17 protein-coding genes are annotated in these 22,374 nt (G+C 61.2%); 9 read left to right on the top strand and 8 right to left on the bottom strand.

Translation table 11 applies throughout. The annotated features are described in order from the left end of the window. Positions 1 to 41: 41 nt before the first annotated feature. Both typA and thiI read right to left on the bottom strand, forming a co-directional pair. A complete protein-coding gene (gene typA, locus LOY37_RS01690; protein ID WP_045193901.1) occupies positions 42 to 1,862 on the bottom strand; it encodes a translational GTPase TypA in 1,821 nt (606 codons plus the stop codon). A 128-nt stretch (positions 1,863 to 1,990) separates the two neighbouring features. Beyond that, entirely contained in the window at positions 1,991 to 3,445 is a 1,455-nt protein-coding gene (gene thiI / locus LOY37_RS01685; protein ID WP_093377039.1) for a tRNA uracil 4-sulfurtransferase ThiI, read from the bottom strand. A gap of 330 nt (positions 3,446 to 3,775) precedes the next feature. Between thiI and glnA the strand changes: the two genes are divergently transcribed. The 4 genes from glnA (at position 3,776) to ntrC (ending at position 8,990) form a co-directional block, all read left to right on the top strand. Then, the gene (gene glnA / locus LOY37_RS01680; RefSeq protein WP_038997584.1) at positions 3,776 to 5,182 is read left to right on the top strand and encodes a glutamate--ammonia ligase; all 1,407 of its coding nucleotides are present in this window, start codon (positions 3,776 to 3,778) and stop codon (positions 5,180 to 5,182) included. Positions 5,183 to 5,327: 145 nt separating this feature from the next. Further along, positions 5,328 to 6,215 carry a chorismate mutase gene (locus LOY37_RS01675; protein WP_258716195.1) on the top strand — a complete coding sequence of 296 codons (888 nt, stop codon included), beginning with the start codon at positions 5,328 to 5,330 and terminating at the stop codon, positions 6,213 to 6,215. A gap of 256 nt (positions 6,216 to 6,471) precedes the next feature. After that, positions 6,472 to 7,557 carry a nitrogen regulation protein NR(II) gene (gene glnL / locus LOY37_RS01670; protein WP_045193903.1) on the top strand — a complete coding sequence of 362 codons (1,086 nt, stop codon included), beginning with the start codon at positions 6,472 to 6,474 and terminating at the stop codon, positions 7,555 to 7,557. Continuing rightward, positions 7,554 to 8,990 carry a nitrogen regulation protein NR(I) gene (gene ntrC / locus LOY37_RS01665; protein WP_093377053.1) on the top strand — a complete coding sequence of 479 codons (1,437 nt, stop codon included), beginning with the start codon at positions 7,554 to 7,556 and terminating at the stop codon, positions 8,988 to 8,990. Before glnL ends, ntrC begins: the two co-directional genes overlap by 4 nt. Positions 8,991 to 9,255: 265 nt before the next feature. Here the strand turns inward: ntrC and LOY37_RS01660 are convergent, their stop codons facing one another. Next, entirely contained in the window at positions 9,256 to 9,693 is a 438-nt protein-coding gene (locus LOY37_RS01660; RefSeq protein ID WP_195885494.1) for a hypothetical protein, read from the bottom strand. Between LOY37_RS01660 and LOY37_RS01655 the strand changes: the two genes are divergently transcribed. Beyond that, positions 9,692 to 10,147, top strand: coding sequence for a tRNA (cytidine(34)-2'-O)-methyltransferase (locus tag LOY37_RS01655; RefSeq protein WP_195885493.1), 456 nt, complete (start codon positions 9,692 to 9,694; stop codon positions 10,145 to 10,147). The genes LOY37_RS01660 and LOY37_RS01655 overlap by 2 nt on opposite strands. A gap of 50 nt (positions 10,148 to 10,197) precedes the next feature. On the opposite strand, the gene secB is transcribed toward LOY37_RS01655, so the two are convergent. Genes secB through LOY37_RS01640 form a run of 3 tightly spaced genes read right to left on the bottom strand, consistent with a single transcriptional unit; the run spans position 10,198 to position 11,402 of the window. Further along, positions 10,198 to 10,689 (bottom strand): protein-export chaperone SecB, encoded by a 492-nt coding sequence (secB, locus tag LOY37_RS01650; RefSeq protein WP_045193907.1) that lies wholly within the window; start codon positions 10,687 to 10,689, stop codon positions 10,198 to 10,200. A 40-nt stretch (positions 10,690 to 10,729) separates the two neighbouring features. Further along, on the bottom strand, positions 10,730 to 10,984 hold the full coding sequence (gene grxC / locus LOY37_RS01645) for a glutaredoxin 3 (protein ID WP_258716194.1): 255 nt from the start codon (positions 10,982 to 10,984) through the stop codon (positions 10,730 to 10,732). 1 nt (position 10,985) lies between these two features. Continuing rightward, positions 10,986 to 11,402: a rhodanese-like domain-containing protein gene (locus tag LOY37_RS01640; protein ID WP_258716193.1), complete on the bottom strand. Its 417-nt coding sequence runs from the start codon at positions 11,400 to 11,402 to the stop codon at positions 10,986 to 10,988. A 217-nt stretch (positions 11,403 to 11,619) separates the two neighbouring features. Between LOY37_RS01640 and gpmI the strand changes: the two genes are divergently transcribed. From gpmI to LOY37_RS01620, 4 genes are all read left to right on the top strand, one after another. After that, positions 11,620 to 13,155: a 2,3-bisphosphoglycerate-independent phosphoglycerate mutase gene (gpmI, locus tag LOY37_RS01635; RefSeq protein ID WP_093377059.1), complete on the top strand. Its 1,536-nt coding sequence runs from the start codon at positions 11,620 to 11,622 to the stop codon at positions 13,153 to 13,155. A 152-nt stretch (positions 13,156 to 13,307) separates the two neighbouring features. Next, on the top strand, positions 13,308 to 14,594 hold the full coding sequence (locus tag LOY37_RS01630; RefSeq protein WP_258608968.1) for a murein hydrolase activator EnvC: 1,287 nt from the start codon (positions 13,308 to 13,310) through the stop codon (positions 14,592 to 14,594). A gap of 87 nt (positions 14,595 to 14,681) precedes the next feature. Further along, complete coding sequence (locus LOY37_RS01625; protein ID WP_045193911.1) at positions 14,682 to 16,010, top strand: S41 family peptidase; 1,329 nt, start codon at positions 14,682 to 14,684, stop codon at positions 16,008 to 16,010. A 9-nt stretch (positions 16,011 to 16,019) separates the two neighbouring features. Continuing rightward, a complete protein-coding gene (locus LOY37_RS01620; protein WP_258716192.1) occupies positions 16,020 to 16,805 on the top strand; it encodes a divergent polysaccharide deacetylase family protein in 786 nt (261 codons plus the stop codon). A gap of 7 nt (positions 16,806 to 16,812) precedes the next feature. On the opposite strand, the gene LOY37_RS01615 is transcribed toward LOY37_RS01620, so the two are convergent. Together LOY37_RS01615 and LOY37_RS01610 are read right to left on the bottom strand one after the other, a co-directional pair. Then, positions 16,813 to 21,552 carry a dermonecrotic toxin domain-containing protein gene (locus LOY37_RS01615; RefSeq protein ID WP_258716191.1) on the bottom strand — a complete coding sequence of 1,580 codons (4,740 nt, stop codon included), beginning with the start codon at positions 21,550 to 21,552 and terminating at the stop codon, positions 16,813 to 16,815. Positions 21,553 to 21,631: 79 nt separating this feature from the next. Further along, on the bottom strand, positions 21,632 to 22,372 hold the full coding sequence (locus LOY37_RS01610; RefSeq protein ID WP_258716190.1) for an ABC transporter substrate-binding protein: 741 nt from the start codon (positions 22,370 to 22,372) through the stop codon (positions 21,632 to 21,634). Positions 22,373 to 22,374: the final 2 nt, after the last annotated feature.

The raw sequence follows: 22,374 nt of genomic DNA, 5'->3' as shown, positions 1-22,374 counted from the left end.
CCTTGCGACCGGGGGCGTTTTCATTCAGCCGGAACTAAGACTCAGTTCTTGGCTTTCTTGGCAGCGCGGGTACGCTCGCCTTCGTCGAGGATCTTCTTGCGCAGACGGATCGACTTAGGGGTCACTTCGCACAGCTCGTCGTCCTGGATGAATTCCAGAGCCTGTTCCAGGGTGAAACGAACAGGTGGAACCAGGGCGATGGTTTCGTCTTTACCCGAAGCACGCATGTTGTCGAGCTTCTTGCCCTTGGTAGGGTTGACGCCCAGGTCGTTGTCACGGCTGTTCAGACCAACGATCTGACCGTTGTAGATCTCCTGGCCGTGCTCGACGAACAGCTTGCCGCGCGCCTGCAGGGTTTCCAGGGAGTAGGTCAGGGCCTTGCCGGTTTCAACCGAAACCAGTACGCCGTTCTGACGGCCGGACATGTGGCCGGACTTCATCGGAGCGTAACGGTCGAAGATCGAGGTCAGGATGCCTGCACCGTTGGTCAGGGTCAGGAACTGGTTACGGAAACCGATCAGACCACGGGCTGGAATGTTGTATTCCAGGCGTACACGGCCCTTGCCATCCGGAACCATGTTGGTCAGGTCGCCTTTACGCAGACCCATTTCTTCCATGACCTTGCCCTGGGAGTCTTCAGGGATGTCGATGGTGACGTTTTCGAACGGCTCGTGCTTGGCACCGTCGACTTCACGGATGATCACTTCCGGACGACCAACACCCATTTCGAAGCCTTCGCGACGCATGGTTTCGATCAGAACCGAGAGGTGCAGCTCACCACGGCCGGAGACCTTGAACTTGTCAGCCGAGTCGCCTTCTTCAACGCGCAGTGCAACGTTGTACAGCAGCTCTTTGTCCAGACGTTCCTTGATGTTGCGGGAAGTCACGAACTTGCCTTCTTTACCGCAGAACGGCGAGTCGTTGACCTGGAAGGTCATCGAAACGGTTGGCTCGTCAACGGTCAGCGGCTTCATCGCTTCAACTGCGTCCGGGGAGCACAGGGTGTCGGAGATGAACAGCTCGTCGAAACCGCTGATGCAGACGATGTCGCCAGCCTGGGCTTCTTCGACGTCAACGCGGTGCAGGCCGTGGTGACCCATCAGCTTGAGGATACGACCGTTGCGCTTCTTGCCATCGACGTCGATAGCCACCACCGGGGTGTTCGGCTTGACGCGACCGCGAGCGATACGGCCAACACCGATAACACCGAGGAAGCTGTTGTAGTCCAGTGCCGAGATCTGCATCTGGAACGGACCGTCACGGTCAACAGCAGGGGCCGGTACGTTGTCGACGATCGACTGGTACAGCGGGGTCATGTCTTCGGCCATTTCGGTGTGGTCCAGACCGGCAATGCCGTTCAGGGCCGAGGCGTAGACGACTTTGAAGTCCAGCTGTTCGTCGGTGGCACCGAGGTTGTCGAACAGATCGAAGATCTGGTCCAGAACCCAGTCAGGACGCGCGCCCGGACGGTCGACCTTGTTGATCACCACGATTGGACGCAGGCCGGCTTCGAAAGCCTTCTTGGTCACGAAACGGGTTTGCGGCATAGGGCCGTCTTGAGCGTCGACCAGCAGCAGTACGGAGTCGACCATCGACATTACACGTTCAACCTCGCCACCGAAGTCGGCGTGGCCGGGGGTGTCGACGATGTTGATGTGGTAGCCGTTCCAGTTGATGGCGGTGTTTTTCGCCAGAATGGTAATACCGCGCTCTTTTTCCTGGTCGTTGGAGTCCATGACGCGCTCGTCGTTGAGCTCGTTACGCTCCAGAGTGCCGGACTGACGCAGGAGTTTGTCGACCAGGGTGGTTTTACCATGGTCAACGTGGGCGATGATGGCGATGTTACGCAGATTTTCGATCACGTGTGTATCTCGATCAGAGGATTCGGGTTGCCGCCCAGTCTAGGCGGCGAATATGAATGAATGGCGCTCAAACGGCCCGGTGGTCGGGAGGGCGATGGCGGATGCTCCCGCCATATAGCCCCGGCGTCTTATGTCGGACGATAAACGCGCACATTGGCATGTCCCTCACTGAGCAGATGATGGGCATGCAGGCGACTCATTACTCCCTTGTCGCAATACAGCAGGTACTGGCGCGTGGCATCCAGCTCCTTGAAGCGACTGTTCAGGGCGTAGAACGGCAAGGCCTGGACCTCGATGCCGTCCAGTTCCAGGGGCTGGTCTTCCTGGGCATCAGGGTGGCGAATGTCGATCACCACCTGCCCGGCCAGCGCCTGGCTGACTTCTTCGATCTGGATATCCTGGCTGAGTTCATCGATCACGTGGTCGATGGAGATCAGCCGAGCGCGCTCCAGGGCACGCTCGAGCACCGCCATGTCGAACTGCTTCTCTTCATGCTCGAGGCGATGACGCTTGGCGCAAGTGGTCGGGTTCACCGAAATCACGCCGCAGTATTCAGGCATGTGCTTGGCGAACTCGGCGGTGCCGATCTGCTGGGCCTGGTCGATGATGTCCTGCTTGTGGCTGGCCAGCAGCGGGCGCAGCACCAGCTTCTCGGTGGCCGAGTCGATCACCGCAAGGTTCGGCAGGGTCTGGCTCGAGACCTGGGAGATGGCTTCACCGGTCACCAGGGCGTCGATCTGCAGGCGGTCGGCGATGTTGGTCGCCGCGCGCAGCATCATGCGCTTGAGGGTCACGCCCATGTAGCTGTTGTCGACCTTGCCGAGGATCTCGCCGACCACTTCTTCGAACGGCACGCTGACGAACAGCACGCGCTGGCTGCTGCCGTACTTTTTCCACAGGAAGTGGGCGACTTCCATCACCCCCAGCTCGTGGGCGCGGCCACCAAGGTTGAAGAAGCAGAAGTGGGTCATCAGGCCGCGACGCATCATCTGGTAGGCGGCGACGGTAGAGTCGAAACCACCGGACATCAGCACCAGGGTCTGCTCCAGCGCGCCCAGCGGGTAACCGCCGATGCCTTTGTGCTGGTTGTGGATGACGTACAGGCGCTTGTCGCGCACCTCGATGCGCACTTCGACTTCAGGCGTGCGCAGATCGATACCGGCGGCGCCGCACTGCTGGCGCAGCTGGCTGCCGACGTAGCGGTCGACGTCCATCGAGGTGAAATCGTGGTGACCGCCGCGCTTGCAGCGTACGGCGAAGCGCTTGCCCGCCAGCAGGTGACCGAAGTGCTGCTTGCACTTGGCGACGATGTCGTCGAAATCACCCAGCGGGTATTCGTCGACCTGCAGGAAATGGGCAATGCCCGGCGTGCAGCTCAGACGCTCGGTCATCTCGCGCAGGACCTTCTCGTCCTCGATGTGAGTGATCACTTCGAGGTTATCCCAGACACCGTTAACCGCGAGCGCAGGATCGAGGTCCTTGAGCACGTTGCGGATGTTGCGGGCCAGTTGTCGGATGAAGCGCTTGCGAACCGGCCGGCTCTTGATGGTGATCTCTGGGAAGACTTTTACGATTAGTTTCATGAAAAACAGCGCGCGAGGTGCCGACTAAAAAAGTGGGGCGCGGATTATAGCGGAAATTGCTCAAGCTTTGAGCAACTTTTGTACAGAAGGTTTTTATCGCACCGTTATGGTGCATCATGGCTGTTTAGCGCATCGTAAGGGTGCAGAAAAAACCGCTGATTTCAGCGAATCGGGCGAAAACGCTTGGGTTTGGGGCAAAAATCCCAACTCGGGGCACTGGCATGCAATTTGCTCCCTTGTGAGGCAGGTTGCCTTGGCCGACTATTCGCGCCCGGCATCACCCAAATTAAAGGGCTGCACAGGCAAGCTCTACCCCACCCGGAGGACACTATGTCGAAGTCGGTTCAACTCATCAAAGATCATGACGTTAAATGGATTGATCTGCGCTTCACAGACACCAAAGGCACTCAGCACCACGTGACCATGCCAGCTCGTGATGCGCTGGATGAAGATTTCTTCGAAGCCGGCAAGATGTTCGACGGTTCCTCCATCGCTGGCTGGAAAGGCATCGAAGCCTCCGACATGATCCTGATGCCGGACGACTCCTCCGCCGTGCTCGACCCGTTCACCGAAGAGCCGACCCTGATCCTGGTCTGCGACATCATCGAACCTTCGACCATGCAAGGCTACGACCGCGACCCACGCGCCATCGCCCGCCGCGCCGAAGAGTACCTGAAGACCACCGGTATCGGTGACACCGTGTTCGTCGGCCCAGAGCCTGAGTTCTTCATCTTCGACGAAGTGAAGTTCAAGTCCGACATCTCCGGCTCGATGTTCAAGATCTACTCCGAGCAAGGCTCGTGGATGTCCGACCAGGACGTCGAAGGCGGCAACAAAGGCCACCGTCCAGGCGTCAAAGGCGGCTACTTCCCGGTACCACCGTTCGACCACGACCACGAAATCCGTACTGCCATGTGCAACGCCATGGAAGAAATGGGCCTGGTCATCGAAGTCCACCACCACGAAGTGGCCACTGCCGGCCAGAACGAAATCGGTGTGCAGTTCAACACCCTGGTGAAGAAGGCTGACGAAGTTCAGACCCTCAAATACTGCGTGCACAACGTTGCCGACGCCTACGGCCGCACCGCTACCTTCATGCCTAAGCCACTGTACGGTGACAACGGCTCGGGTATGCACGTGCACATGTCCATCTCCAAAGATGGCAAGAACACCTTCTCCGGCGAAGGCTATGCCGGCCTGTCCGACACCGCCCTGTACTTCATCGGCGGTATCATCAAGCACGGTAAGGCCCTGAACGGCTTCACCAACCCGGCTACCAACTCCTACAAGCGTCTGGTACCAGGCTTCGAAGCACCGGTCATGCTGGCCTACTCGGCGCGCAACCGTTCCGCCTCGATCCGCATCCCGTACGTTTCCAGCCCGAAAGCCCGCCGCATCGAAGCGCGCTTCCCGGACCCGGCTGCCAACCCGTACCTGTGCTTCGCAGCACTGATGATGGCCGGCCTGGACGGTATCCAGAACAAGATCCACCCAGGCGATGCCGCCGACAAGAACCTGTACGACCTGCCGCCTGAAGAGGCGAAAGAGATCCCACAGGTTTGCGGCAGCCTGAAAGAAGCCCTGGAAGAGCTGGACAAGGGCCGTGCGTTCCTGACCAAGGGCGGTGTGTTCTCCGACGACTTCATCGATGCCTACATCGCGCTGAAAAGCGAAGAAGAAATCAAGGTCCGCACCTTCGTACACCCACTGGAATACGAGCTGTACTACAGCTGCTAAGCCAGTGACGCTCGCGCAAGCGGCGTAGCTTGAAAAAAAGGCCTCCTTCGGGAGGCCTTTTTCATACATATTCTTCAGATGTTCCCGATAGGTCAGCCTCCTGACCTCGACCATGCTGGCTCAGCAATCCACGCCCGAGCCCATCATGACCCGCACCCCGATCACACTCACCCTGCTTGCCTTGCTGACAGGCTGCAGTACCCCGCCAGCACCGCTCGAATCACAGGTGCTGCTACGCACCAACACCGCCTGGGACGGCAGCCCCTACCCGCGCTACCCCGACGGCCCAGCGGAGCTGACCCTGGTTAAAATCCACATTCCGCCTGAAACAACCCTCGACTGGCACAGCCATCCGCTGCCCAACGCCGGCTACCTGCTTGCAGGTGAACTGCTGGTGGAAACTCGCGACAGCAACAAACAGGTAAGCATCAAGGCCGGAGACGCCCTCGCCGAGATCGTCGATGGCGTGCATCGCGGGCGTACAGGCGCGCAAGCGGCCGAACTGATTGTTTTTTATGCCGGCAGCCAGGGTGTGCCGCTTTCCCAGCCTGCGCCAGCCAGCACACCACTCGCCGCCTTGCTCGATAGCATCGACCAGCGCCTGCACATCGCCCACGCGGTTGCCCTGAACAAATGGGACTCGGGCCAGCCAGTAGAAGCGCCTGAACGCGAGCAGCAGGTGATTGCCAATGCCCAGTCCCAGGCCCTGCGCTTTGGTGTCGACGGGCAACGGGCAGCGCTGTTCTTCGCCGATCAGATCGAAGCCAACAAGCTGCTGCAGTACAGCGCGCTGTCGCGCTGGCATGCCGTCGGCAGCGCACCGCAAACCCCGCGGGTCGATCTGGGCAGCCAGTTGCGCCCGCAGCTGGATCGCCTGCAGCGCACCCTGCTCAGCCAGTTGGCCGAGTTTGATCGCAACCGCCCGGCCCACTGCCCGGCAACCCTTGCCCAGGCCATCGCGCAACGAGCCCGAGACCCGCAGCAATCCTTGGCGCTGATCCGCGCCACCACGCATTTGTGCTCGCCGCAGTAATCCTTCCTCTATGCTCTATATTGGTGCACGCATCTGCCTGCACCTGAGCAACTCAGCCCATTTTGGTTCACAAAAAGCGTGATCTCAGGACTTTGTAGGCATTTTTCGCGCAAATACAGGTCTTAATCCGGAAATTCCGCTTCTTTTCGGAGCCTTGGTTTGCTTTTTGCATTTTCTTTGTACCAGCGGATTACCAGCGACCGCGACTTGGGCCCAGGCCGAGGTTGTATGAGCCAAAAGAGGTCAACGACGCCCCATGACCATCAGCGATGCACTGCACCGACTGCTACTGGACAACCTGACCACCGCCACCATCCTGCTCGACGCCGAGTTGCGCCTTGAGTACATGAACCCGGCAGCGGAGATGCTCCTGGCCATCAGCGGCCAGCGCAGCCATGGTCAGTTCATCAGCGAGCTGTTCACCGAATCGCCCGAGGCGCTGAACTCCCTGCGCCAGGCAGTGGAACAGGCGCACCCCTTCACCAAGCGCGAAGCGCAACTGACCTCGCTGACCGGCCAGACCCAGACCGTCGACTACGCGGTAACGCCGATCCTCAGCAAGGGCGCGACCCTGCTGCTGCTCGAAGTGCACCCGCGTGACCGCCTGCTGCGCATCACCAAGGAAGAGGCCCAGCTGTCCAAGCAGGAAACCACCAAGATGCTGGTGCGCGGCCTGGCCCACGAGATCAAGAACCCGCTCGGTGGCATTCGCGGCGCCGCCCAGCTGCTGGCCCGCGAACTGCCCGAGGAAGGCCTGAAGGATTACACCAATGTGATCATTGAAGAGGCCGACCGCCTGCGCAACCTGGTCGACCGCATGCTCGGCTCGAACAAGCTGCCGTCGCTGGCCCTGACCAATATTCATGAGGTGCTGGAGCGGGTCTGCAGCCTGGTCGAGGCCGAAAGCCAGGGTGGCATTACCCTGGTGCGCGATTACGACCCGAGCCTGCCGGACGTGCTGATCGACCGCGAACAGATGATCCAGGCGGTACTCAACATCGTGCGCAACGCCATGCAGGCCATCAGCGGCCAGAACGAGCTGCGCCTGGGCCGCATCAGCCTGCGCACCCGGGCCATGCGCCAGTTCACCATCGGCCACACCCGTCACCGCCTGGTGGCCCGCATCGAGATCATCGACAACGGCCCGGGCATCCCTGCCGAACTGCAGGAAACCATCTTCTACCCCATGGTCAGCGGCCGCCCGGACGGTACCGGGCTGGGCCTGGCCATTACCCAGAACATCATCAGCCAGCACCAGGGCCTGATCGAATGTGACAGCCACCCTGGCCACACCACCTTCTCGATCTTCCTGCCGCTGGAACAAGGAGCCACCGCCTCATGAGCCGAAGTGAAACTGTCTGGATCGTCGACGATGATCGTTCCATCCGCTGGGTGCTGGAAAAAGCCCTGCAACAGGAAGGCATGACCACCCAGAGCTTCGACAGCGCCGACGGGGTCATGAGCCGCCTGGCCCGGCAACAGCCAGACGTGATCATTTCCGATATCCGCATGCCCGGCGCCAGCGGCCTGGACTTGCTCGCGCAGATCCGCGAGCAGCACCCGCGCCTGCCGGTGATCATCATGACCGCCCATTCCGACCTCGACAGCGCGGTGGCGTCCTATCAGGGCGGCGCCTTCGAATACCTGCCCAAGCCATTCGATGTCGACGAGGCGGTATCGCTGGTCAAGCGCGCCAACCAGCACGCCCAGGAGCAACAGGGCCTGGACGTCGCCCCGAGCCTGACCCGCACCCCGGAGATCATCGGCGAAGCACCGGCAATGCAGGAGGTGTTCCGCGCCATCGGCCGCCTGAGCCACTCCAACATCACCGTGCTGATCAACGGCGAGTCCGGTACCGGTAAAGAACTGGTCGCCCACGCCCTGCACCGTCACAGCCCACGGGCGGCGTCACCGTTCATCGCCTTGAACATGGCGGCGATCCCCAAGGACCTGATGGAATCGGAACTGTTCGGCCACGAGAAAGGCGCCTTCACCGGCGCTGCCAACCTGCGCCGCGGACGCTTCGAGCAGGCCGATGGCGGCACGCTGTTCCTCGACGAGATCGGCGACATGCCGGCCGATACCCAGACCCGCCTGCTGCGGGTGCTGGCCGATGGTGAGTTCTACCGGGTAGGCGGCCATGTGCCGGTCAAGGTTGATGTGCGAATCATCGCCGCCACCCACCAGAACCTGGAAACCCTGGTGCAGGCCGGCAAATTCCGCGAAGACCTGTTCCACCGCCTGAACGTGATCCGCATCCACATCCCGCGCCTGGCCGATCGTCGCGAAGACATCCCGACCCTGGCCCGCCACTTCCTCGGCCGCGCCGCCCAGGAACTGGCGGTGGAGCCCAAGCTGCTCAAGGCCGAAACCGAGGAGTTCATCCGCAACCTGCCGTGGCCGGGCAACGTGCGCCAGCTGGAAAACACCTGCCGCTGGATCACGGTGATGGCCTCCGGACGCGAAGTGCATATCGGCGACCTGCCGCCCGAGTTGCTCAACCTGCCGCAAGATTCAGCGCCGGTGACCAACTGGGAACAGGCCCTGCGCCAATGGGCCGACCAGGCCCTGGCCCGCGGCCAGTCGAGCCTGCTCGACAGCGCCGTGCCGAGTTTTGAGCGGATCATGATCGAGACCGCCCTCAAGCACACCGCCGGCCGCCGCCGCGATGCCGCAGTGCTGCTGGGCTGGGGCCGCAACACCCTGACGCGCAAGATCAAGGAGTTGGGGATGAAGGTCGATGGCGGCGACGAGGACGGTGACGACGAGGCCTGAGCGTTAACCTGATCGCGGGGCAAGCCCGCTCCTACCAATTGGTGTGGGAGCGGCGTTGCGGCGATCCGACTTGCCCCGCGATGCTTTTGCACCGAACCTGTGCCCTGCGCACCGCAGCAAAGCACAATTCCCCCGCCTACCCTCGCCTAAGCCCTTAAAATCCGCCATTTCCCGCACTGCAACAAAACTGGCACACACCCTGCATTAGTATCAGTACTTCCAGTTTTGGGGACCTTGGTACAGGCAGGCCGGGGAATCCCCTCTTTTATTCGCGCAGTTTCACCTGCACCCGCCAGCGTCCGCCCTCCTCTGCACCGGCCCATTCGCCATGCAGAGGGCGGGCCGCGACCAGGGTCACAAGCAAGCCACCGTCACTGTGCTGCACCCGCCAGCTCACCGGTTTGCCCTGCAACTGCAACTGACCCCGCGCAACCTTGCCCTCGGCCTCGAACAGCAGCGCCAGGGTACCTTCGACTTCTTCGCCGTGCAGTTGGGGTTCTTCGTTGAACCACAGGTTCAACCCCGCCTCGACCACCTCGACCTGCTCCAGCACCCGTGGCTCTGGCGCAGTCAGGCGACCAATCATCAGCCCCACCAGCATGCCGAACAGCGCCAGGGAAAACAGCACGCGCGGCCATAGCTGCGAACGCGGGTCCGGTTCAGGAGTAGAATGCTCGACATCTTTATGTTCGGAGCCGTGCATGTTTCACGTCATCCTCTTTCAACCAGAGATTCCGCCGAATACCGGCAACATCATCAGACTGTGCGCCAACAGCGGCTGCCACCTGCACCTGATCGAGCCGATCGGCTTCGAGCTGGACGACAAGCGCTTGCGCCGGGCCGGTCTGGACTACCACGAGTATGCCACGCTCAAGCGCCACCCAGACCTGCCCAGTTGCCTGGAAAGCCTTGGCCAGCCGCGGCTGTTCGCCTTCACCACGAAGGCCTCGCACCCTTACCACGAAACCGCCTTCCAGCCGGGCGACGCCTTCCTGTTCGGCCCGGAAAGCCGTGGCCTGCCGGCCGAGGTGCTGGACAGCCTGCCCGCCGAGCAGCGCCTGCGCCTGCCGATGCGCCCGGGCTGCCGCAGCCTGAACCTGTCCAACACGGTGGCGGTGACGGTGTACGAAGCCTGGCGCCAGCAAGGGTTTGCCTGAGCCAAGAAAAAAGCGCCCCGAGGGGCGCTTTTTGCTTCATCGCAACAGGCTTATTGCAGCGAAGGGGCTTCGCCAGCTTCCTGCATGCGTTGCATTTCCTGAGCGTACAGGGCGTCGAAGTTGACCGGCGAGAGCATCAGCGCCGGGAACGAACCACGGGTCACCAGGCTGTCCAGCGCTTCACGGGCGTACGGGAACAGGATGTTCGGGCAGAACGCGCCCAGGGTGTGGCTCATCGACGCCGGGTCGAGGTTCTTGATCAGGAAGATACCGGCTTGTTGCACTTCAGCGATGAAGGCCACTTCGTCGCCGTTCTTCACGGTCACCGACAGGGTCAGCACGACTTCGTGGAAGTCGCCTTCCAGGCCTTTCTGCTTGGTGTTCAGGTCCAGGGCAACGCTTGGCTCCCACTGCTGACGGAAGATCGCCGGGCTTTTTGGCGCTTCGAACGACAGGTCGCGCACGTAGATGCGCTGCAGGGAGAATTGCGGAGCGTTGTCGTCGGCTGCGGCTGCGGCGTCGTTGTTCTGTTGATCAGTCATGACAGATCCTTCTTTCCAGAGTCTTTAATGGTTTTCTGATTCAGGCCTTGAGCAGCGCATCGAGCTTGCCGGCGCGCTCCAGGGCATACAGGTCGTCGCAACCGCCGACGTGGGTGGAGCCGATCCAGATCTGCGGCACCGAGGTACGACCGGCCTTCCGGCTCATTTCGGCGCGCACCTGAGGCTTGCCATCGACCTTGATCTCTTCGAAGGCCACGCCTTTGCTTTCAAGCAGGTATTTTGCCCGCGAGCAGTAAGGGCAGTAATCGCTGGAGTAGACGATGACGTTGCTCATGTCACTTCACCAACGGCAGGTTATCGGCCTTCCAGCTCGACACGCCGCCCGACAGCTTGGCAGCGGTGAAGCCGGCCTTGAGCAGTTCGCGCGCGGTGGTGCCGGCGTGCTGGCCCATGGCGTCGACGATGATCAGGGTCTTGTTGGCCTTGTGCTTTTCCAGCTCGCCGATGCGCGCGGCGACCTTGTCCTGGGGAATGCTCACGGCGCCCACGATGTGACCGGCGGCGTAGTCCTTGCTCGAACGGATGTCGATCACCAGGCCCTTGTCGGCGTTGACCAGCGCGGTCAGTTCGCCAGTGCTGAGGCTGCGGCCGCCCTTGCGTGCTTCGGTGACGATCAGCAAAACCAGCAGAACGACGAAGATACCGACCAGCAGATAGTGATTTGTTGCGAATTCAATCAGGTGAGCAACCATCGGAGGGTGTTCCAGGCCATTAAAAATGTTGGCCAGTATACACAGCCCCCAAGGTCGGCCAAAGCCCGCCGGGCAGGCTAATCGCCAGTAATTCTCATTGCCGGGCTACAGCCCGTCGGCCCGCGCCGTCGGGCCTGCAAGGTTAATTCGTCATTCCTGGCCAATTTGCCCTAAAATGCGTGTCTTTATCATCTGAACAACCGTGAGTGTGGGATTGATGACGAGCACGCCAAAACCCTTGGTCCTGATCATCCTCGATGGTTTCGGTCACAGCGAAAGCCACGAATACAACGCCATCTATTCGGCCAACACGCCAGTCTACGATCGCCTGCGCGCCACCCAGCCGCACGGCTTGATCTCTGGCTCCGGCATGGATGTCGGCCTGCCGGACGGGCAGATGGGCAACTCCGAGGTCGGTCACATGAACCTCGGCGCTGGCCGCGTGGTTTACCAGGACTTCACCCGGGTGACCAAGGCGATCAAGGACGGCGAGTTCTTCACAAACCCCGTGCTGTGCGGCGCGGTCGACAAGGCCGTCGGCGCCGGCAAGGCGGTGCACATCCTTGGCCTGCTGTCCGATGGCGGCGTGCACAGCCACCAGGACCATCTGGTGGCCATGGCCGAGCTTGCCGCCAAACGCGGTGCCGAGAAAATCTACCTGCACGCCTTCCTCGACGGTCGCGACACCCCGCCGAAAAGCGCGCAATCCTCGATCGAACTGCTCGACGCCGCCTTCGCCAAACTGGGCAAGGGCCGCATCGCCAGCCTGATCGGCCGCTACTACGCCATGGACCGCGACAACCGCTGGGACCGCGTATCGGCTGCCTACAACCTGATCGTCGACAGCAGCGCCGAATTCACCGCCGACACCGCCCTGGCCGGCCTTGAAGCCGCCTACGCCCGCGACGAGAGCGACGAATTCGTCAAGGCCACGCGCATTGGCGAAGCGGTAAAAGTCGAAGACGGCGACGCGGTAATCTTCATGAACTTCCGTGCCGACCGCGCCCGCGAGCTGTCGCGGGTGTTCGTCGAGCCGGACTTCAACGAATTCCCACGGGCACGCCTGCCAAAACTGGCCGCCTACATCGGCCTGACCCAGTATTCGGCAAAAATCCCCGCCCCGGCCGCCTTTGCCCCTGGCAGCCTGAACAATGTGCTCGGCGAATACCTGGCGAAAAACGGCAAGACCCAGCTGCGCATCGCCGAAACCGAGAAATACGCCCACGTCACCTTCTTCTTCTCCGGTGGTCGCGAAGAGCCGTTTGAAGGCGAAGAGCGCATCCTCATCCCGTCGCCGAAGGTCGCCACCTATGACCTGCAGCCGGAAATGAGCGCACCGGAAGTCACCGACCGCATTGTCGAAGCCATCGAGCAGCAGCGTTACGACGTGATCGTGGTCAACTACGCCAACGGCGACATGGTCGGCCACAGCGGCGTGTTCGAGGCCGCAGTCAAGGCCGTCGAGGCCCTGGACCTGTGCGTCGGGCGCATCGTCGAGGCGCTGGACAAGGTCGGCGGCGAAGCGCTGATCACCGCCGACCACGGCAACGTCGAGCAGATGGAAGACGAATGCACCGGCCAGGCGCACACTGCGCACACCACCGAGCCGGTACCGTTCATCTATGTCGGCAAGCGCAAGGTGCAGGTCCGCGAAGGCGGCGTGCTGGCCGACGTGGCGCCGACCATGCTCAAGCTGCTGGGCCTGGAAAAACCGGCAGAAATGACTGGCACCTCGATTCTGATCGACGGCTAAAGCCGTTAGCGACAAGCTGCAAGCCGCAAGAAAGAGCCCATTGACCCGCTTTTCTTGCCGCTTGTGGCTTGCCGCTTGTAGTTAAAGCCGTTTTTTTTGCCGCCTATGGCGGGCATACTAGGCCAGTCTCTATGCCTGGTGCCGCCCACCCCATGTTTCGCGCCCTGATCGTACTCGCCCTGTCTTGCCTGCTCAGTCCGGCTTTTGCCGATGAGCGCGCGCAAACCCAGCAGCAACTGGACGCTACGCGCCAGGACATCGCCGAGCTGAAAAAGATGCTTGGCAAGCTGCAGGAAGAAAAATCCGGCGTGCAGAAAGACCTGCGCTCAACCGAAACCGACATCGGCAAGCTGGAAAAGCAGGTGGAGGCCCTGCAACTCGAACTAAAAAAGACCGAAGGCGAACTGGAGCGCCTTGATACCGAGAAAAAAAAACTCCAGAGCGCCCGCATTGAACAGCAACGACTGATCGCCATCCAGGCCCGTTCGGCCTACCAGAATGGCCGCGAGGAGTACCTGAAGCTGCTGCTCAACCAGCAGAATCCAGAAAAATTCGCCCGCACCCTGACTTATTACGATTACCTGAGCCAGGCACGCCTGACCCAGCTGCGTAATTTCAACGAGACCTTGCGCCAATTGGCCAACGTCGAAAAAGACATCAACCTGCAGCAGGCCCAGTTGCTGGCCCAGCAAGGCACCCTCGACAGCCAGCGCCAGGCGCTGGAAAAAGTCCGCACCGAGCGTAAAGAGGTGCTGGCCAAGCTCAACAACGACGTCAAGGCCCGCGACCAGAAGCTGCAGGCCCGTGAGCAGGACCAGGCCGACCTGAGCAAGGTGCTCAAGACCATCGAGGAAACCCTCGCCCGTCAAGCCCGCGAGGCCGAAGAAGCACGGCAAAAAGCCCTGCTCGCCGCCCAGGAAGCGGAAAAACAACGCCAGCGCGAAGCCCTCGCCGCCAACAGCAGCGACGCGCCGAAAAAGCCCAAGGCGCTTCCCGGCCCGCTGGTGTCCAGCAGCGGCGAAACCTTCGGCGGGGCTTTTTCTGCTGCACGGGGAAAACTTCCATGGCCCGTCAATGGTCGATTGCTGGCACGCTTTGGCGAAACCCGCGGCGATGACTCACGGGCCAAGTGGGACGGGGTAATGATCAGCGCCTCCCAAGGCAGCCAGGTGCGCGCCGTGCATGGCGGCCGGGTAGTGTTTGCCGACTGGTTGCGCGGCGCTGGACTTCTGGTCATTCTCGACCATGGTAATGGTTACCTGAGCCTGTACGGCCATAACCAGAGCCTGCTCAAGAGCGCCGGCGATGTGGTCAAGGCCGGTGAGGCCATCTCCACCGTCGGCAACAGCGGTGGCCAGGACAGCTCGGGGCTGTATTTCGCCATCCGCCAGCAGGGCCGCCCCAGTGACCCCGCACAATGGTGCCGTGCCCAGGGATAGGCAACACCCCTTATTTGACGGCGTAGCGCAACTTCGGGCTGCGCCGATGCTCTACGGAGCGCTACCAGGATCAGGAGTTCGTTCGACATGCTGCAATCGCCTCGCCTCACCTCGCTGGCCCTGACCATCGCCATGGTCCTCGGCGCGCCCCTGGCCCGCGCGGCCGAGCCGGCCAAGCCCGCCGCGATTCCAGCGACGACGGTCTCGGCACCCTCGGCCAAGGCACCGCTGCCGCTGGAAGAGCTGCGCACCTTCGCCGAGGTCATGGACCGCATCAAGGCTGCTTATGTCGAACCGGTAGACGACAAGACCCTGCTGGAAAACGCCATCAAGGGCATGCTTAGCAACCTTGATCCGCACTCGGCCTACCTCGGCCCGGAAGACTTCCTCGAACTGCAGGAGAGCACCAGCGGCGAGTTCGGCGGCCTGGGCATCGAAGTGGGCATGGAAGACGGCTTCATCAAGGTGGTCTCGCCGATCGACGAGACCCCGGCCTCGCGCGCCGGCATAGAAGCTGGCGACCTGATCGTCAAGATCAACGGCCAGCCGACCCGTGGCCAGACCATGACCGAAGCGGTCGACAAGATGCGCGGCAAGGTCGGCGAGAAAATTACCCTGACTTTGGTGCGCGACGGCGGCAACCCGTTCGATGTCACCCTTGCCCGCGCGGTCATCCAGGTCAAGAGCGTCAAGAGCCAGATGCTCGAAGACGGCTACGGCTACATCCGCATCACCCAGTTCCAGGTCAAGACCGGCGAAGAAGTCGGCAAGGCCCTGGCCAAGCTGCGCAAGGACAACGGCAAGAAGCTGCGCGGCCTGGTCCTGGACCTGCGCAACAACCCGGGCGGCGTGCTGCAATCGGCCGTGGAAGTGGCCGACCACTTCCTCACCAAGGGCCTGATCGTCTACACCAAGGGCCGCATCGCCAACTCCGAGCTGCGCTTCTCCGCCGACCCGGCCGATGCCAGCGAAGGCGTGCCATTGGTGGTGCTGATCAACGGCGGCAGCGCCTCGGCCTCGGAAATTGTCGCTGGCGCCCTGCAAGACCAGAAACGCGGCGTGCTGATGGGCACCGACAGTTTCGGCAAGGGCTCGGTGCAAACCGTACTGCCGCTGAACAACGACCGCGCACTGAAGATCACTACCGCGCTGTACTTCACCCCCAACGGCCGCTCGATCCAGGCCCAGGGCATCGTCCCGGACATCGAGGTGCGCCGCGCCAAGATCACTGCCGAGCAGGACAGCGAGAACTTCAAGGAAGCCGACCTGCAGGGTCACCTGGGCAACGGCAACGGCGGCGCCGACCGTCCGTCAGGCAAGGCCGGCAGCGCCAAGCCGCGCCCACAGGACGATGACTACCAGCTGAGCCAGGCCCTGAGCTTGCTCAAGGGCCTGAGCATCACCCAGGGTAAATAAGGCCAGTTGATGCGGTACCTGCTGCTGGCCCTGTTGTACCTGATGAGCGGCGTCGCCCTGGCGGCGCCGGCTCAAACGGGCAAGGCCTACCTGACACTGATCATCGACGACCTGGGGCAGAACCCTGCGCGCGACTCACGCACCCTGGCCCTGCCCGGGCCGGTGACCCTGGCGATCATGCCCGATACCCCGCATGCCACCGACTTCGCCCGCCAGGCCCATCGCGCCGGCAAGACGGTGATCCTGCACATGCCCATGGACCCGGCCACCGGCCCTTATGCCTGGCACCCCGGCACGCCGCTGCCGGAGCTGGAACGACGGCTGAACGCGGCGCTCGACAAAGTCCCCTATGCCGTCGGCATCAACAACCACATGGGCAGCCGCATGACCGCCGAGCCTGCGGCTATGGCCTGGTTGATGGGAGAATTGCAGCGCCGCGGCCTGTTCTTCGTCGACAGCCGCACCAGCGCCGCCACGGTAGCCGCCAAATCCGCGCAGGACATCAGCCTGGCCAGCGTCTCGCGGGATGTCTTTCTCGATGACGTGCGCACCACCGACGCCATTGCCGGCCAGCTGCAACAGGGCATCGCCCTGGCGCGCAAGCAGGGCACAGCAGTGCTGATCGGCCATCCTTATCCACAGACCCTGGAAGTGCTCGAGCGCGAACTGCCCAAGCTCAAGGCCCAGGGCATCGAATGGATCGAAATTGCGCAGATGATCGCCGAGCGCGGCAATCGGGCGATGCCGGCTCACGGCAAGCAGGGCCTTTACAGCCCTGCTCGTGCGGCCCAGTGAGCCTTCGTCAATCCCAGGGAAGGATTCGTTCGAGCTGACTGGCCTTCAGGTCTGCCCGATAGATCTCCAGGAACTGCTGGTTAGTCTTCGCCGCCTGCAACTGCGTCTCGCGTCCCCACGTGCGCTCGGCCCAGAGTTTCAGATGGCCTTTGCTGAACTGACGCCGGTTGGCGGCCTGGGAGCTGTAGTGCAGATGCACTTCCCATACACCGCTGTCCCGCACAGGCCCTTGCGCCTTGCGCACCTCATAGACATCCAGGTAATCGTCAGCTGCCAGCCTCTTGCGCTCAACGGTCCTTGCGATGGTGATCTGCCCTTCAGCGTGAAGGTAGGCAAGACTTTCACCCGTCGGTCGACTGCTGGCCAGATGCAGCGTCACCAGCAGAGTGCGCTTGCGCTCATTCAAGTGGCTGATGCTCTGCTCCACAGTTGTTCGCAATGCACTGTCATTGGCTGCGGCGTCTGTGCCTTCAAGCATTTTGGCTACGCGCTGCAGTTTCTCGACATGACGTTCGATGACAAAAGACAAGCTATGTGGTTCGTTCGAGGCGATGTAGCGCTTTGCCAGGGCGATTACACCGGCAACCTCGTTGTTCAGGCGCGAAGCCTGGGTACGCGCCTGCGCCCGCTCACTGGCGGTCACGGGCGCGGACTCAACCGGGAGCGTGGCCGGCATCACTTCGACCCAGACGTCACCCTGCTGGTGGTAGGTGCCAAGCACCTTTTTGCTCACGGGGTCACGCTGCTCGACCACTGGCTCGCCGAGCAGTTGCGTCTCTTCGCCGACCAGTGTTTTGCCTCCTCGCAAATGAACCACTCGACGCATGCCGGTCCGTGGCTTGTACGGCAAGCGCTTGAACGGTAGCGGGGTCTTCCATTGCTGCTCGCGAACGGCCGCCTCCAGCTCCAACTCCGCCGTCGCTTTAACCAGCCGCACCTGCTCCTTGTAATAATTGAGTGCCTGCTTGTTTACCGCCACACCACCAAAGCGCTCAAGATAGTCGACCATGGTCAAGGCATTGGCATACTCACTCTGCACGCTTTGCAGACCGCTGATGGTTTCTTCTGAGGTAAAGTTGCCGCTGATCAATTCATCCAGGGTACTGCCTGCACCGCTGACGGACTTGCCAATCAGGTAATCATTGGTGGAAACAAGTGTCTGCTCATCGGCGCCCGATAGTCGTTCAAGCGAGAGTTCGGCAAGATCTGCGATCTGGCCGATTCTCAGTTGCAGGGTTGTCACTGAGCGCTGGCCAACAATACTGTGAACCTGCTCCTGCTTGCCGTCATAGGCAATCGTGCCGTCGGTCAATGTATCAATCAGCAGCACGTCGAGTTTTTCCATGACCTCGAGTAGACGCAACTGCAATGGCACCACCGCTATGTGCCTTGCTCGGTAGGTGTTGTACGCCGCAGTCTGTTCCGGGGTGGCCGGCAAGGTTACAACCTGGTTGCGAAGTGCAGTTACCTCATCGAACCTGGCCAGCAGTAGCAATTCATCATGGAGTAACACATAGTTCCTGAGGATCTGCCTACGTACCGTACCCCGTCGCTGTTTCATCGGCATTGCCGTGGCTTCGGGCATGAATTTGGCGAACTTCGGCGTGAGCAGCTCTTTCATGCTGACCTCCACCTTCAGGTCAATATTGATTGACTGTTCCAACGTGTCGATCAGCGCCCTGCGTGTCGTGTCCAGCATGCTCTTCTTATCAGCAATCTTCGTACTTGTACTGTCGACCAATGCGCCCAGGCCTACAGCACCATCGCCTTGATCAATACGCGCCTGCAAGCTATCGCGCAGGTTCAGCAACTTCTGCAACGCACCCGAATGCTCCGCCATCGATGCCCACTGCGGTGTCAGTTGGGCAGCCAGCGCATTGTTTTTCAGGTCCAGTTCACCGATCTCGGACTGCAGCTTGCGCAGCGCTTCCTGGTTGACGTCCTGTTGCCCCGCCACTCGCCGCTTGGGGCCCCCTCCTCTGAGCCGCAGCCTCAGGTCAAACTGCCATGAATTGTTGTCCAGGGTCAGCCAGGGGCCAGGCTGGCTTTGCTCGTCGACTACCTGCACCCCCTGGGCGTCCGCCCTGACGGCATAAACATGACCTTCGATCAACGCGTAGTATCGTTCCCCAAGCAGGTAAAGCCCCCGGTACGGCCCTTGGCTCAACGGCGAATGATTCTCCAGTGAAGTCGCTGAGCGGTAACTGGAGAGCGGTCGAGGATAATCCATCGAGCTCGACTTGAGCCCCCGTGGCCCATACCAGGAAAAGTCCAGCTCCATGTCCGCTTTCCCCCGCAGGGCAGTGCGTGGAAAGGTTTTGCCCTGGACAGCAGTTACCCGGGGCACGGACGGCATGACCCGGCGCCCCGGACCAAAGACCGGGATCTCACGCTTGTCTGCGGCAACTGGCGGTTCGACCTTCGGCAGGCTGGCGTGAAACAGCACCATGACCAGGTTGAGCAGCAGATCGACCACTGCCGTTGATTTTTCGAACTCATTGCCATTTTTCAATGCACCTGCATCAGCATGCACCGTCAGCGCGCCCTGAACGAGCCAGGCAAGCACAGCCACTGGACCCCGTAAAAACGGCGTCGCCACGCTGAACAGCAGGTTGAACAACAAGCCTGCACCCTCGAGCAGCATCGCCCAGCGGTCTTCGGCGTTGGAGATCGTCTCGCGCTCGGCCAGCTCCACCAGCATCTGCGTATTGGCCATGTACAAGTTGGTGTCCGCTCCCGGTTGCCAGCCCTGCAACTCCAGCTGTGCCGGCTGAACGGGCTCCAGTTCCAGTTGAGTATCGAGAACAGGCCGACGCAGATGCGGCTCCTGGAAACCGCCATTGGCATATACCCGCTGAGCGTCGCTGCTCATCCAGGCCAAAATGCCTTGCTGCAGACCCTCGTCTGCGAGGATCTGTTCAAGCAACGCCTGTTGGCTGGCAAACTCCTGGAACGGTCTGTCGGCGCTCATTGGCCGGTAGAGCACGACCTTTCCCGCAGCGTGCGCCGAGATAAACACAAAGGTATTGGTCACCCGATCGGCTTCGCTGGCAGCCTCCTCACGCTTGAACGCCAAAGGCGCCAACAGGCTTTGACCCTCTCCGCTGTCCGCTCGAAAGAACGCGACAACACGCTGGTAACCGGTTTCAGACAGCGCTCCATCGATCTTGGCCTTGAGCGCAAGGAGCGGCAACTGGCTTGCCTGCTCCATGGCAAACAGGCTTATCCGCTCGACGTTCTGGTCCGTTTCCTGAAGCCTTTTGCTCAGGTACTGGGGATAGGTGCGACCGATATCTGCACGCTGCACCAGCGCTTTCAGGTAATCGGTAGTCAACCAGGACCACAGCTGCTGGTCGGTTTTGTGCGTGATTTTTTCCAACCTGGCGCCCTTGGCCGAGCCCAGGTTGCCAATGGCAAATTCAGTCAGGGACAACCGCTTGATCTCAACGCTCCCTGACGATGTACCCGCAACTCCACGCGCCAACCAGAACTCCAGCACCAGGTCGTCGGCATCATAATTGGCCTCAGTCAGATGGTCAGCGCGCATCAGTTCAAGCAGGGACTTGCGCGTAAAGGCGCGTAGATCAAGGATGCCATCAAGGGAGGATTTGCCGTTGGAGCTGGCTTGCGCGACCAGCAGATCCAGCACCCGCGCACGGTACTCCAGTCGATCCGCCAGGGAAGCTTGACGCAACCATTGCGGCAGTTCGGATTCGCCCTGCCGTAACTGCAAGAGCCGGTAAGGATGTGCGCTGAAGAAAGACGCTGGATCGGTCAAGGCAGCGCACCCCTGCTCCAGCTCGACTACGGTGCTGAAATGCCGCCCGTTCACAGGCTCCAGACCTTCAAGCAGCAGGTTCAGGAGCACTGCCCCCTGCATCGCAAACATGTCGGTTGTGATGGGGTATCGATCCCAAGCGAATGAATCAAGCTGATACTGAAGGGCCAGCCCATCACTCAGGTTCTGGGCCATGCTGTCCAGCGAGTCAAAGGCATCGATACGCCCACTGGGCTTGCACAACAGAACGATGTTGCGATTGCCCAATGTCCGCGTCACCAACAGGTCCGGCAGCAACTGCTGGTAACGGGCCTCGGCGCTAGCCACCGTGACATCCAGCAAAAAAACTTCAGGCACCCCGCTGGGATTGTGCCACTTGGTGCTGTTACTCGCTGCCAACAGCGCATAGATGCAGTTGCGCTGCTCATCATCCAGGCCTTGTGCTTCAACCCCGCTGGCCAGGGCGGCCTTGAGCATGTGCCCCACCTCCTGCAGAGGCGTGCTACCCGAACGGCTTCGCGCCTGCCAGAAATCGACCTGGGCGCGTTGAAGAAACGGCTCGACATTGGCCAGCAACTCATTGAGCGCGTCAGTGACCAGGGTCAGATCGAGAAGTCTGTCCAGACCACTGGCCGGGTCGCGGTCATAAATGGGTCGGGGCGTAGGGGTAAAGCTCAGGAAACAATTGGTCAGCTCAACCCCGGTGAAATTGAAGGTTGATTGCGAGACGAGCTTTTCGAGAAAGACTTCGGCCAGTGACATTATCGTCAATGTGTCGAGATCTTCAGGCTCTCGCGTACAGAGATAAATCTCTCTTGACTCGCGCAGTTGCGGGTAGTTTTTGTCGATTTCGGGGTATTGCTTGGCCAGCCGCTGCACCAATTGCTGATGCACTACAGCGCGCAGCGTTGGCCGGGAAGCAAACGCCAGGCCGACGGCTTGCTCAAAGGAGTCCAAGGCGATGTTCATTGTCGTTGTCTCTGGGTAAGGGACCCGTGACGATAACGACACCTATCGCATTGCCTGCGTTAACTATTGCTCAGGACTTTTACAGGTAACGAGCGAACACCTGCTCGACAAAGCCGTCGCGGCGCATCTGCTCAAGGGCCTGCTGCAGTTTGTTCACCACCTCGTCCGGCACTTCGCGGTTGAGCGCCAGGTACAGCTCGGCACCGTGAAAACGCAGCACCGTCTTGAGCTTGCTCACACCTACCTGACGCGCCAGGTAGCGACCAGCCGGATCGCCACTGGCCCACAGGTCGATTTCGCCGTTCAGCAGTTTTTTCGCGTTGTCGCGGTCGCGCAGCACCAGTACCGGGTTAAGGCCTTGCGCGGCCAGGTACTCGGCGATCGCATCGCCCTTGTAGGCCCCGATGCGGTAGCGCTTGGCCTCCTGGAGGTTGCTGATGGCAATCGGGCTGCCTTCGGGGGCCAGCAAAATCCAGTCATCCGGCCCCAACGGCCCGACCCACTTGAACAGCTTTTCCCGCTCCGGCTGTCGGGCCATGACGAATACGCCGTAGCCGGGCGTTTGCAGGGCCTGCTCGTAGATGCGCTGCCAGGGGAAGCGCAAGGTCATGCTGTAGGGCACCCCGGCGCGCTTGAACATCTCGCGCACCAGGTCCGCGGCAATGCCGTTGATGCCATCGTCACGGGCGAAGCTCTTGCCGTTGATGGCCATGTTGTAGGGCGGGAAGTTTTCGGTGAGCAGCACCATAGGCTCGCTGGCGCGGGCGAGGTGGCTGAACGACAGGCAACTGCACAACAACAGGACAAGACGCTTGAACATGA

It is taken from the genome of Pseudomonas sp. B21-012 (assembly GCF_024749305.1).
Lineage (GTDB): Bacteria > Pseudomonadota > Gammaproteobacteria > Pseudomonadales > Pseudomonadaceae > Aquipseudomonas.
This window is presented reverse-complemented; position numbering and strand designations above follow the sequence as displayed.

Excerpts from the sequence above, each read along its gene's own strand:
- glnL (WP_045193903.1), top strand. The coding sequence starts at position 6,472 with ATGACCATCAGCGATGCACTGCACCGACTGCTACTGGACAACCTGACC.
- LOY37_RS01675 (WP_258716195.1), top strand. The coding sequence starts at position 5,328 with ATGACCCGCACCCCGATCACACTCACCCTGCTTGCCTTGCTGACAGGC.
- secB (WP_045193907.1), bottom strand. The coding sequence starts at position 10,689 with ATGACTGATCAACAGAACAACGACGCCGCAGCCGCAGCCGACGACAAC.
- LOY37_RS01630 (WP_258608968.1), top strand. The coding sequence starts at position 13,308 with ATGTTTCGCGCCCTGATCGTACTCGCCCTGTCTTGCCTGCTCAGTCCG.
- ntrC (WP_093377053.1), top strand. The coding sequence starts at position 7,554 with ATGAGCCGAAGTGAAACTGTCTGGATCGTCGACGATGATCGTTCCATC.
- grxC (WP_258716194.1), bottom strand. The coding sequence starts at position 10,984 with ATGAGCAACGTCATCGTCTACTCCAGCGATTACTGCCCTTACTGCTCG.
- glnA (WP_038997584.1), top strand. The coding sequence starts at position 3,776 with ATGTCGAAGTCGGTTCAACTCATCAAAGATCATGACGTTAAATGGATT.
- LOY37_RS01655 (WP_195885493.1), top strand. The coding sequence starts at position 9,692 with ATGTTTCACGTCATCCTCTTTCAACCAGAGATTCCGCCGAATACCGGC.
- LOY37_RS01610 (WP_258716190.1), bottom strand. The coding sequence starts at position 22,372 with ATGTTCAAGCGTCTTGTCCTGTTGTTGTGCAGTTGCCTGTCGTTCAGC.
- thiI (WP_093377039.1), bottom strand. The coding sequence starts at position 3,445 with ATGAAACTAATCGTAAAAGTCTTCCCAGAGATCACCATCAAGAGCCGG.
- LOY37_RS01625 (WP_045193911.1), top strand. The coding sequence starts at position 14,682 with ATGCTGCAATCGCCTCGCCTCACCTCGCTGGCCCTGACCATCGCCATG.
- LOY37_RS01660 (WP_195885494.1), bottom strand. The coding sequence starts at position 9,693 with ATGCACGGCTCCGAACATAAAGATGTCGAGCATTCTACTCCTGAACCG.
- LOY37_RS01615 (WP_258716191.1), bottom strand. The coding sequence starts at position 21,552 with ATGAACATCGCCTTGGACTCCTTTGAGCAAGCCGTCGGCCTGGCGTTT.
- LOY37_RS01620 (WP_258716192.1), top strand. The coding sequence starts at position 16,020 with ATGCGGTACCTGCTGCTGGCCCTGTTGTACCTGATGAGCGGCGTCGCC.
- gpmI (WP_093377059.1), top strand. The coding sequence starts at position 11,620 with ATGACGAGCACGCCAAAACCCTTGGTCCTGATCATCCTCGATGGTTTC.
- LOY37_RS01640 (WP_258716193.1), bottom strand. The coding sequence starts at position 11,402 with ATGGTTGCTCACCTGATTGAATTCGCAACAAATCACTATCTGCTGGTC.